Genomic DNA, 12,641 nt, shown 5'->3' on the forward strand with positions numbered 1-12,641 from the left:
ACGATGCTCACGCACACATCACGAAAAAACTGGATCATCCTCGGATTATTGCTCTGTATGCTTGTGGCAAGCCTGTTCTTTTTCAAAGAAACCTGGTGGCCCCTCTTCCAATCAACGGGAATGACCACGAACGAGGCGAGGCAGACCGAACAACCCATGCAGGACATGAACATCATGAGCGGCCATTCCTCCATGGAGAGGGAATCCAGCCAGGGCTATGCCATGGTGACTCCGGCACGGCAACAATTGATTGGCGTCACCACAGCTCTGGTGAGCATGCGCCCGCTCCAGACGGTGATCCGTGCCGTGGGGAAAGTGGACTATGACGAACAACGTCTCACCCATATCAATCTTCGCATTTCCGGTTGGGTGGAGGATCTCTTTGTGGATTCCACGGGCCAGCTTGTTCAAAAAGGTCAGCCCTTGTTCACCCTCTACAGCCAGGAACTCGTGTCAGCGCAGGAAGAATATCTGCTTGCGATGAAGGCCAACCAGCAGATTCAGAACAGCCCTCTTCTCGAAACCCGACATCAGACGGCACAAATGGTCCAGTCCGCGCGCGAACGTCTCCGACATTGGACATTAACGGATGCGCAGATCGATGAGTTAGCGCGCCGTGGCAAGTCGCAGACCTATGTCACGATCTATTCCCCTGTCGCCGGGTACGTTATCGATAAGCAGGTGTTTAAAGGTACGTTGGTGAAACCCGAGATGACCCTCTATGCGATTGCCGACCTTTCTACCGTGTGGGTGCAGGCGGAAGTGTTTGAGTATGAAATGCCCTTCGTCCAAGTGGGACAACTGGGAATCCTGACCCTGGCGGCCTATCCAGGAGAAACCTTTCAAGGAGAAATCACCTTTATCTATCCCTACCTCAACCAGGAGGCCCGAACCAATACCGTTCGGCTGGTGTTCAAGAACCCGAAGCTGCGACTGAAACCGGACATGTATGGGACCGTTCAGATTCAGGTGAATCGCGGAAGCAAGCTTGTGGTTCCTGAAGAAGCGGTGCTCGATTCCGGTACCCGACAGGTCGTCTATGTGCTCAGGGGAGAGGGCATGTTTGAACCACGGCCAGTCACCCTCGGCCCGAAAGTAGGCGGCTACTATGAAATCCTCGAGGGTCTGGCCTTGGACGAGCGGATCGCCACCTCCGGCACCTTTCTCCTCGATTCGGAAAGCAAGCTCATGGCGAGTTCGAACATGATGGGTGCGCTGGGGATGGGAGGAATCAAAATGGAGCAGGCGAACATGGGCAAGATGGATATGGACATGGGTGCGGACAAGGCCATGACAGGACCAGGAATGGCGCCGGCGAGCAAGACACCGGCGGGAACGAGGAAAAAGAACGCCGGTGACCTCACGCTGAGCTTTTCGACCAATCCCTCGCCCGCGCGCATAGGGGAAAATCGTATTCAGGTGACCGTATCCAATCAACAGGGCAAACCGGTCTCCCCTGCTCAGGTACAACTCACCTTCACCATGCCGATGCCGGGCATGTCCGGAATGTGAGTGATCCAACATGATTGAACGAATCATTGGCTGGAGTGCGCGAAACGGATTTTTGGTCGGAATCCTTACCCTTTTTCTGATGGGTTGGGGAATCTGGGCGGTCTATCACACGCCACTGGATGCCCTGCCCGATCTATCCGATGTGCAAGTGATCGTCTTGACGGAGTGGCCTGGCCGAAGCCCGGATTTGATTGAGGATCAAATTACCTATCCCATTGTCACCTCGATGTTAGGCGCTCCACGCATAAAATATGTTCGAGGACAATCGTTTCTGGGTTTGTCCTTTGTCTACATTGTGTTTCAGGACGGAACCGACATGTATTGGGCCCGAAGCCGGGTGGTGGAATACATGCAAGGGCTGGTGGGAAAACTGCCGGAAGGAATCTCTCCAACCTTAGGGCCTGATGCGACCGGGGTCGGGTGGGTCTTTCAATATGCCCTTGTGGACGAAAGCGGAAACCATAGCCTGGCCGATCTTCGCTCGTTTCAAGATTGGTATTTGCGCTATTGGTTGCAAAGTGTGCCCGGCGTGGCGGAAGTGGCAACCATCGGCGGGTTCGTGAAACAGTATCAAGTCCAGGTCGATCCGGTGAAACTACAGGGATATGGTATCGGCCTTCCCCAGGTCATTCAGGCTGTCCGACGCAGTAACAATGAAGTAGGAGGACGGGTCATTGAGGCCAGTGAACGGGAATATATGGTACGCGGCCGCGGATACATCCAATCGCTTGACGATCTTCGAACCATTCCCATCGGAACGGACGGAAAGGGGACGCCCATTACCGTCCACGATGTCGCGACCGTGACGTTCGGTCCGGATCTCAGACGTGGCATTGCTGAATTGAATGGAAAAGGAGAAACCGTCGGTGGAATAGTGGTGATGCGTTATGGCGAAAATGCGCTTGAAGTCATTCAACGGGTCAAAGAAAAAATAACAACCATCACGCCCTCCATTCCCGAGGGCATCCGTATCGTTCCGGTGTATGATCGCTCGGAATTAATTCTTCGGGCCATCGACACCTTGAAAGAAAAAGTCATTGAAATCACCATTGTCGTGAGCGTGATTAGTCTCCTCTTTTTATTTCACTTTCGCTCCGCGCTGGTTCCCGTCCTCTTACTGCCGGTGGCGATTCTCTTGTCGTTTATTGCGATGTATTATTTGGGCGTCTCCTCGAACGTCATGTCACTCTCGGGCATTGCCATCGCCATCGGAACCATGGTCGATGCAGTCATTGTCATGGTGGAAAATGCGCACCGTCGCTTGGAGGAGTGGGAATCCCGAGGACGTTCAGGCTCACGGGATGACGTCATTATTCAAGCCGCCCGGGAAGTCGGCAAGCCTCTCTTCTTTTCTTTGCTCATTATCACCGTCTCGTTTCTACCCATATTTACATTAGAAGCGCAGGAAGGCCGTCTGTTCAAGCCGCTGGCCTACACCAAAACATTCGCCATGTTCTTTGCGGCGCTGCTGTCCATCGGATTGGCTCCCCTCTTGATGAAATGGTTCATTCGCGGCCGGATCATGGCTGAAGGACGAAACCCGTTGAACCGGTTTCTTGTATGGATCTATACCCCTCTTTTGAAAGGTGTCCTGAAAGTCCGTTGGCTGATCGTCGGCTTGGCCATTCTCGGTATGATCCTCGTCGTTCCCGTCTACCAACAGTTAGGCTCTGAATTTATGCCCCCCCTGAACGAAGGCACGATTCTGTATATGCCCACAAGCATTCCGGGCATGTCCATCAAACAAGCCTCCACCATCCTTCAAACGCAAGACCGATTGTTAAAAGAATTTCCAGAAGTAGATCAAGTGATGGGCAAAATGGGTCGGGCGCGCACCGCAACCGATCCGGCTCCCTTACATATGGGCGAGACCATCGTGACCCTGAAGCCTCAGAAAGATTGGCGACCCGGTATGACGTGGGACAAGCTCATTGCCGAAATGGACCAAAAGGTGAAATTTCCAGGGATGGCAAATATTTGGTGGATGCCGATTCAAACTCGAACCGAAATGCTTGCCACGGGCATTCGCAGCAGTTTAGGGGTTCGAATTCTGGGGCCCAAATTAGAAGAACTGGAACGCATCGGGCTACACATTGAAAGTCTGCTTTCCACACTTCAGGGTACCAGAAGTGCCTACGCCGAACGGGTCACGGGAGGGTACTATGTCGATATCCACGTGAACCGCACCGCCGCGGCCCGTTATGGCCTCACCGTTGAAGACGTGCAGGATGTCATTGAATCCGCTATTGGCGGGAAAAATATTGCATGGACCGTTGAAGGGCGAGAACGCTATCCGATTAATGTTCGATACCCGCGTGATCTGCGACAGGATGTGGAAGCGCTCAAGCGCGTGCTTGTCAGCACGCCACACGGCGAACAGATCCCTCTCGCGCAACTTTCTCACATCTCCACCACCACGGGACCGCCTTCAGTGCGAGATGAAAATGGATCGTTAGCGAGTATGGTATTTGTCGATATTGCAGGCGGGGATCTCGGCACCTATGTCCACAAAGCCAAAGACCTGGTTCAGAAGCACGTCACCCTTCCACCCGGGTATACATTACAATGGGCCGGTCAATATCAGTATCTGGAGCGGGCACAGGAAAAACTCAAGATTGTGATTCCCCTCACGCTATTTCTCATATTCCTCCTCCTGTATCTCAACTTTCAGTCCGTCCCCCGATGTCTGCTGGTATTGCTATCGGTGCCGTTCTCGTTGGTCGGGGCCATCTGTTATGTGGATTTCCTGAACTATCCTCTCAGCATTGCCGTATGGGTCGGACTGATCGCCCTGGCAGGAGTGGCCGCAGAAACCGGCGTGATCATGGTGATGTTTTTGGACGAGGCCTGTGCCCGCCGGCAACGGGAGAATCGCATGCACTCTTTGGCGGACCTTCGTGACGCTATCATTGACGGTGCTGTCTTACGAGTCCGCCCAAAAATCATGACCGCCTCGGCCATCATCCTGGGTCTGCTGCCCATCATGTGGTCCCACGGAACCGGCGCAGATGTCATGAAACGCATCGCGGCGCCGATGATCGGCGGAATGGTCTCGGCGACGGTGCTCACACTGTTGGTCATCCCCGTCATCTATTTCATCTGGCGTCAGCGGCAATTACAATTAATTCATTGAAAATTTCTGATAAGGGTTCATGTCGACAACACACCAGATTGTAAAAGCTCCATCATAGGTGGAATATCAACTTCACAAGAGGAAGGCAATTTAATTCATGATGCAACCATTCACTCACATACGAGAGGCAAGCTGTCGCCTGAACTGGCGTCTCCTGGTTCTTATAGCGCTATGGACAATCACGGCCTGTGCCACCGCACCTCAACCGCCGCAAAACGAACCTCTCCCGCCACCCGAGCAAGCGAGTCCTCTGGTCGCGCAACTGCTCCTGGATGGCAATCGTCTGTTTGCCGAACACCGGTGGACCTCTGCGATTATAAAGTACGAAGAAGCCGTTCAAGCCCAGCCAACATTGGCCGAAGCCCATTACAACCTGGGCATGGCCCTCTACAAAAAAGGGCCCGTTTCAGCCGCGCGTCCCCATTTTATCGAAGCGGCCGATTTAGCTCCGGGGCATCCCGTCATTTGGAATGCTCCCCCGTTCAGAAAATATGGCACGGTTGAGTCAAGCACACCAACATCGGCACCAGATGGTCATTTTGGACATCAGCATTGATCCGCGCCAAACATCTTTGGTATGCCCGGATATAATGAGAGATCACGCATGAGCAGCAACAAGGATAGTCATGACACTCGAATGACGCGGCGCTCGTTACTGAAAGGGTTTGGTGCGCTTGGAATAACGGCGGCTTTGGGTCGCCTCCTTCCTTCCTATGTTCTGGCCGGCACAACCAAGGCAAAAGCGGGATATCCTTCAGAACTACATGGAAAGACCATTGATTTACGCATTGCCGAATCTCCGTTTCAAATCGGAGAGTTGACCGGAATGGCCAAAACCATCAACGGCACGTTACCCGGTCCTTTAATTCGATTGAAGGAAGGTGACAACGTAACACTCAATGTCACGAACCGGTTAATGGAAGATACCTCCATCCACTGGCATGGATTGCTTCTTCCGCCGGACATGGACGGTGTGCCGGGCGTCAGTTTCGCCGGCATCAAGCCGGCCTCGACCTTCCGCTATCGCTACCCCATCCGACAAAGCGGAACCTATTGGTATCACAGTCATTCCGGCTTCCAGGAACAATCGGGTGTTTACGGACCGCTCATCATCGATCCGATCGAGCCGGATCCGTTTCACTACGATCGGGATTATGTGGTGGTGCTCTCGGATTGGACCTTCGAGTCGCCGGAGTCGGTCTTTGCCAATCTCAAAAAGCAAAGTGACTACTATAATTTCCAGAAGCGCACCGCCCCCGAGTTCTTTTCCGATGTGTCACGAATGGGATTGGGGCCTGCGCTGCAGAACTATCTGATGTGGGACCGGATGCGAATGGACCCCACGGACTTCGCGGACGTTACCGGGTATATCTATACCTATTTAATGAATGGAATGGCACCTGACCAAAATTGGACAGGGCTCTTTCGTCCAGGTGAACGAGTGCGATTGCGCTTCATCGCCGCCACCGCCATGACCTTTTATGACGTGCGCCTGCCGGGACTCACCATGACCGTCGTTCAGGCGGACGGACAAAATGTGCAGCCTGTGGCGGTGGATGAATTACGTATCGGACCAGCCGAAACCTACGATGTGATCGTCCAACCAGCCGAGGATCGGGCCTATACAATTTTTGCCGAAACACTTGATCGAAGCGGCTACGCACGAGGCACACTGGCTCCGAGCGCTGGAATGACCGCCCCACTCCCCGACCGTCGTCCGCGGCCTCTCCGGACCATGGCTGCCATGGGCATGCACATGGACAGTATGGACATGGGGGACATGAACAAACATGATCAGCACGGCGGGGCACACATGGAGCCTCCGGAAATGGACAAGTCCAAAAACCACGCCACAGAACACCTGCATGACATGCACGACATGTCAGACTTTCCACCGGATGAATCGCGCCAATCGGAAATTCCCGGCAATACACCAGTCAAACATGCTCCGGGTCATCATGGTACCGGCAATCAATCTGTCGCCGAATATTCGCGTCAACAGCTGGATGAGCCCGGCATTGGGCTGGAGAATACCGGCACACGGGTGCTGGTTTACACCGATTTGAAAAGCCTTGCGCCCTATCCCGACCAGCGGGAACCTGGGCGCGAAATTGAGCTCCACCTCACGGGCCACATGGAACGTTACATGTGGTCATTCGACGGCAAAAAATATTCGGAAGCCAAGGAGCCCATTTTCTTTCGTCACGGCGAACGGCTGCGCTTCACCTTCGTCAACGATACGATGATGGAGCATCCCCTACACTTGCACGGGATGTGGATGCACCTTGAGAACGGGGCAGGGACCTTCCTGCCACGCAAACACACCGTCATCGTGAAACCGGCTGAGCGACTCTCCGTCGCCATCACGGCGGACGCTCCCGGACGTTGGGCGTTTCACTGCCATCTGCTCATGCATATGGAAGCGGGCATGTTCCGCGTCGTTGAAGTTTCTGGCGTGGAACCTTCGGTGCATTCATGAGGATATCTGTTCGATGCCTCCTCTCACTCACGGTCATCAGTCTCCTTATTTGGGATTTCCATTCGTCAGGCATCTTTGCCCAATCCATCCCCGACGAATCAACCTCCGCGCATGAACACACTTACCACCCCCATACAATACAGCCGGATGGCCAGACTGACACCCGATCCGGGGTACTCCGAGAAATGTCCGCCACGGGATCACCTGAATCCAAAGAAGTGGACTGGCCCAGTCCTGTCATGGATGAGCAGCGCCACGGTTTTTTTCTCGCCGACGTTCTGGAATACCGGCCGAACATTGGCGGGGACGGAAGTAACGACGACTACCGATGGGACATCGAGGGCTGGTACGGCGGTGACTACAATCGAATCTGGTTCAAAAGCGAGGGCCAGCGGGACACGGCATTTAAGGCCAACTACGACATTGATTCACAACTCCTCTTCGGACGCTTCATTCAGCAGTATTACGATTTACAAGTAGGGGGGCGCGTCGAAACACAATCCTATCGGGGACGGAATGTCACGCGAGGACTGGCGGTGATCGGACTACAAGGTCTCGTCCCGTATAACTATGAAATTCAGCCCGCCTTCTTCATTAGTCAACATGGGGACCTGTCCGCACGATTGACCGCGACCAAAGATCTCTCCCTTACGCAACGGCTGATCCTCCAGCCTCGCTTTGAGACGAATGCCGCGATTCAACGTGTACGAAAGTTCACAACGGGTTCAGGACTGAATAACCTTGAATTGGGGTTTCGGCTGCGTTATGAAATCCGACGGGAATTTGCCCCCTACGTGGGAATCTCCTTGGACAAAAGTTTTGGAGATACCGCCTCGCTTGTACGGCAAGAAGGAGGAAATCCCAGTCAGATACGATTCGTGGTGGGTGTAAGGCTCTGGTTTTAAGAATAGTTATACCGCAATATGCGCCTGCAAATGATTGTGTAGCCGGAGCTTTTCTTTTCCAATAGCACAAAACATCTACAGCCTCGCCATCACACTATTCAAGGGTTATCGACAGTTTTCTTGGGAAAGTCGTCCAGTTATCGTGGGAGACAGGAATCGGCATTATTCTATTTTTCAATGAGGATGTGACCGGCAGCCTCAGGAAAGGAGGAGTGATTCATGGCACATCAACACCAATCTTGTATAGAAGCCTGCGTGCGCTGTGCTCAGGAATGCGAATCATGCGGGAATCAATGCTTGGGTGACATGCCCGACTGTGCCAGGCTTTGTATAGACTGCGCAGATCTCTGTTGGACCTGTACGGCATTTATGAGTCGAGATTCTCAATTCAGTGCGGAACTCTGCGACATTTGCGCCACAATTTGTGACGCCTGTGCCAAGGAGTGCGAGAAACATGACAACGAGCATTGCCGACGCTGTGCGGAAGCCTGTCGCCGATGCGCGGAAGAATGTCGCAAAATGGGTGCAGGAGCAAAAAAACAACCTGTGGGCGCCGGGCGATAGACTTCGTTGACTACTCATCGGGCAAAGCCTCCGGAGGCATGCCCGATGAGGTCGATCTCCCTTCCCTCCATAAAATCTAGTTCTTAAAAACTGGACCATTTCCCGAATTTGATTTTTTACCTGTATCTTGGAATGGGCCAAAACCGGTAAGGGTGATCTGCCTGATTCTATCGAAGATTCGATTGAATATTTAATTAGGCATATTTTCGAAGTTATCCAGTTCGACCATGGAGAAAATATCCTAGACTCTTTAAAAAAAGACACAACGTGTTTTATAGGATTTACAAATGATCAAGATCTCCATGGCCGGGTTAGGGTGGCCAATTCTGGTTTTCGGATTGGGATTTTCCGGATGTGCTATCCCTTTCCATGATAATCAGATGGATGAACTGCCTAGACCGAACATGTATCCTCAGAAGGGAATCCCAACTTTATTTCCGGATCTCCAAAATGAGAAACACCTGCACACGGTACCGGCAGAAGGTCAGACCCAGGCGGATGACGAGCATGACGACGGAACCCTTTCACTTCCGCGGCTCAAGAATCTCGCACGGAAAAATAATCCTACCTTGATACAGGCCTGGGTTCTGGTCGAGGGAGAACGGGCCAAGGCTCTTCAGGCGGGCCTCTACCCAAATCCGGTCGGTGGTTATTCAGGAGATCAGATCAACGTCAAGAACACCATTGGAGAATTTCAGGGAGGATTTATTCAACAAGAATTTGTCACGGCGGGAAAACTCGAATTGAGTCGTGAGAAATATTTAGCACGAGCTTCCGCCGCTGAATATCAGGCCCTTGCGCAGGAATATCGTGTGATGAACGGGATCGTAATCCAATATTATCGCCTTTTGGGATTTCAGGAGCGGGTAGACATCCAACGGGAGCTTCTCAAAAGTTGGCAGGATCAGCTCTTGACCGTCAAGGAAATGTTTAATGTCGGCCAAGCCAATGAGGCTGATCTGCGCCAGGCCCGAGTGCAACTTCAACAGCAACAATTGTCCGTGCTCATGGCGGAAAATGAATTCCAAATGGAAAGGGAGCGCTTAATGGCTCTCGTGGGGACGTCCCTTCCCAATCAAGCGGTTTCAGGAATGCTGGCAGAAGATCTGCCTCCCATCCGATTCGAGGAGGCCCTCAAGAGGTTACTGCAGGAAAGCCCTGAACTGGCCCTGGCGCATGCCAATGTGCGATCGGATCAAATTATGGTTCAGCGGGAACAGGCGGAACCTATCCCCAACATAACCCTTAGAGGTTCGGCCGGCCGGAATTATGTCGAAACACAGACGGTCTATGGCATTCAAGCGTTTATCAAAATTCCCATTTTTGATTGGAACCAGGGAACGATACAACAGGCCCGGGCCGATCTCCGCCGACAAGAGGCCCAAGTCACACTTACGGAGCTTCGATTGCGCCGAAGTTTAGCCGAACAGTTTCAACAGTATCTCACCGCCCTTCAACATATTACGAGTTATCGGGATTTTCTGTTGCCCGAATCAGAGGCACGGTATCGCGTTCAATTACAGAGTTATCAATCCGACCGTGAAACCTGGCCGGAGGTGCTGCAAGCTCAACGGGATTTCTTCATGCTTCGATTGGAATATATCAATCAGTTAATTGCCTGGCGAACCGCCAGAGTGACCATTGAAGGACTGCTGCTCATTGACGGCCTTCAGGCACCGCAGGGTGTGACACCGCCTGGGCACCTTGATGCGAATCCCAAACCCAGATAAGCATCAATTTCCCCAAGACGCTTTTTTCTCTATGGAGATTGTACAATGAGCGATGGCGTGACACGACGACAGATTTTGGCAACCGGAGCTGCACTGGCCGCAGGAACCTTGTCGGCTCAATTGGGTCAAGGTGAGCCACTCGATCCCTCCCGGTCCCGCACAGACCAAACCCAGACAGCCAAAAATTCCAATAAAAAGTTTTCCCGTTATTCACGCTATCGTCCCAGTTTCGGAGGGCCTCCGGACTCCGATGAATATCTGGGAAAACTTGTTCCTGGATTGCGAAAATCCGGGCTCGAACCCGTCCCACTCGAAACTCCAGACCTGGAAAAACTTTCCTGGAAGATGGTGAATGGTGTAAAGGAATTCGAGCTGCGATGCACACCGGTAAGCCGGGAATTTCTTCCCGGGAAATTCATGCATGTCTGGGGCTTTAACGATAGCATGCCCGGGCCCACCATGGAAGCCTTTCAAGGGGAGCGAGTTCGCATCATCGTCCATAATGAACTGCCGGAACCCACTTCAGTTCATTGGCATGGATTGGAACTCCCGGTGGAATTTGACGGGGTCCCCGGTGTCACTCAACATCTGATTCCAGCTGGCGGGACGTATGTTTACGAATACGATCTGCACCAGACCGGCACATTTTTTTATCATAGTCATGTGGCCATGCAGGAAGCTTTCGGTATGGTGGGATTTTTTATCATTCATCCCCGCGTGGCCTACGATCCTCCGGTGGATCGTGATTTCGGACTTATTTTTCAGAATTTTTTTATTCCACCCAATTCGACAACGGCGGATTCCATGCGCATGGACTGGAACTGGCATACCATCAATGGACGCAGCGGCCCTTATACCACTCCCCTCGTTTGTAAGCATGGTGAACGGGTCCGCATCCGATTGATCGATTTCAGCCCAATGCAACATCACCCGATTCATATCCATGGCCACACATTTTGGTTGACAGGCACCGAAGGCGGACGCATTCCTCCCACTGCCTGGATCCCAAGAAACACCACCCTGGTGGGCGTGGCGATGGCGCAGGATTTTGAATTTGTGGCGTTCAATCCGGGAGATTGGATCTTTCATTGTCACATGGTGCACCATATGATGAATCACATGGTGCGCCAGGTGGGCCCGCGCATACGCGGGGAAGAAGAGGTGTCGAAATATCTGCATTCTCTTCCTAACCGACCTCCGGCAAAACCCGTCCTGGAAAGTCCGGCGTTTGGCGTACCCGGCTATCCACAAAAAATGCAGAGTATGGAGATGAGTCAGGAAGCCATGCAACAAATCAACGCCCGGCGGGAAACTCGCGGGATGCGTCAAAAAATGGCACGAAGGCGTCAAAGGTTTAATGACGGTCATGCGGGTCTTGCCGGATGAATTCTATGATCTCGTCATGCATAGCGATGAACACATTCCTCCGGGCGCCATTTTTGAAGCCATCGCAAAAGGCCAGTACCGGAAACATGGCCAATGATTGTTCAACTAGAGGACAATAGGTTGAATCTGCACGGTCTTTTCCCTTTATCCATTTAGCAATCGTCAGCTCATTCATAGCCCCCACAACTGGATTTGTCTCCCGACGAGGATTATCCTTCTGCCTTTTCCGTGGCCGAATGATAGATGCCACACATTCCACGCGCATTCATAAAGTTCTGACCTGAGAACAAAGCGTATCCATCATTATTGACTTATACTGGCCGTTCAAAAATCAAATATGCCATGATTAAATCATACCGTCGGGCAGATGGGAAAATTGAAATGACCACAAAAAAAATATGGGGTTGGCATATACTTGGTGAATCGGAACCCTCATAGAATTCAATTTCAGCACTGTGTAAATAAAAAATTCAAAGGAGCCGAAACATGGCACACGGCTTCACATCGATAATCTTTATCACAATTACCACGATCACTATGATGACCGGATGTGGGTCCGGCCCCCCTGCCCAATTGGTCGAAAAATATGGTCCACCCGCCCAATTAGTTAAACAGCATGATCATGTTGCCTTGGCAAAATGGTACGAACAGGAAGCCGCCGCTCTTCGACAGCGCGCAGAGGAATTGCGTGCGATGGTTGGGGAAGTTGGTGATTACGATTCAAAAGAATTTCATGAAGACAAATTAACCATAATCATGCATGGAAAAGATTTAGCTGATGATTATTCGGACGCAGCCGATACGGCTGAAAAACTTGCACAAATCCACAGAGACCTCCAAGCGACTAAATAGCCCGCGCCCCGGGCCCGACGCAACAGACCTTCCAGCACTCTGTGTTTGGGAGTGAGAATTTTCAAAACGAGCAGGAGAGC

9 protein-coding genes are annotated in these 12,641 nt (G+C 52.2%); all 9 read left to right on the top strand.

Features of this window, described 5'->3' with window-relative positions; all coding sequences use genetic code 11:
- The first annotated feature begins 3 nt into the window (after positions 1-3).
- The 9 genes from PP769_RS16725 to PP769_RS16765 all read left to right on the top strand — a co-directional run bounded on the left by PP769_RS16725 (position 4) and on the right by PP769_RS16765 (position 12,561).
- Positions 4-1,512 (top strand): efflux RND transporter periplasmic adaptor subunit, encoded by a 1,509-nt coding sequence (locus PP769_RS16725; protein ID WP_312642273.1) that lies wholly within the window; start codon positions 4-6, stop codon positions 1,510-1,512.
- 10 nt (positions 1,513-1,522) lie between these two features.
- Positions 1,523-4,645, top strand: coding sequence for an efflux RND transporter permease subunit (locus PP769_RS16730; protein ID WP_312642275.1), 3,123 nt, complete (start codon positions 1,523-1,525; stop codon positions 4,643-4,645).
- Positions 4,646-4,742: 97 nt separating this feature from the next.
- Positions 4,743-5,201 (top strand): tetratricopeptide repeat protein, encoded by a 459-nt coding sequence (locus PP769_RS16735; protein WP_312642277.1) that lies wholly within the window; start codon positions 4,743-4,745, stop codon positions 5,199-5,201.
- 48 nt (positions 5,202-5,249) lie between these two features.
- Positions 5,250-7,124, top strand: a complete 1,875-nt coding sequence (locus PP769_RS16740) for a copper resistance system multicopper oxidase (RefSeq protein ID WP_312642279.1) — start codon at positions 5,250-5,252, stop codon at positions 7,122-7,124.
- Complete coding sequence (locus PP769_RS16745) at positions 7,121-8,029, top strand: copper resistance protein B (RefSeq protein ID WP_312642281.1); 909 nt, start codon at positions 7,121-7,123, stop codon at positions 8,027-8,029. The genes PP769_RS16740 and PP769_RS16745 overlap by 4 nt, the downstream gene beginning before the upstream one ends.
- Before the next feature lie 219 nt (positions 8,030-8,248).
- The gene (locus PP769_RS16750) at positions 8,249-8,593 is read left to right on the top strand and encodes a four-helix bundle copper-binding protein (RefSeq protein WP_312642283.1); all 345 of its coding nucleotides are present in this window, start codon (positions 8,249-8,251) and stop codon (positions 8,591-8,593) included.
- A gap of 287 nt (positions 8,594-8,880) precedes the next feature.
- Positions 8,881-10,323, top strand: a complete 1,443-nt coding sequence (locus PP769_RS16755) for a TolC family protein (protein ID WP_312642284.1) — start codon at positions 8,881-8,883, stop codon at positions 10,321-10,323.
- A 45-nt stretch (positions 10,324-10,368) separates the two neighbouring features.
- Positions 10,369-11,709, top strand: a complete 1,341-nt coding sequence (locus tag PP769_RS16760) for a multicopper oxidase domain-containing protein (RefSeq protein ID WP_312642286.1) — start codon at positions 10,369-10,371, stop codon at positions 11,707-11,709.
- A gap of 486 nt (positions 11,710-12,195) precedes the next feature.
- Positions 12,196-12,561: a hypothetical protein gene (locus PP769_RS16765; protein ID WP_312642288.1), complete on the top strand. Its 366-nt coding sequence runs from the start codon at positions 12,196-12,198 to the stop codon at positions 12,559-12,561.
- The last annotated feature ends 80 nt before the right edge of the window (positions 12,562-12,641 follow it).

The sequence above is a fragment of the Candidatus Nitrospira allomarina genome (genome assembly GCF_032050975.1).
GTDB lineage: Bacteria > Nitrospirota > Nitrospiria > Nitrospirales > UBA8639 > Nitrospira_E > Nitrospira_E allomarina.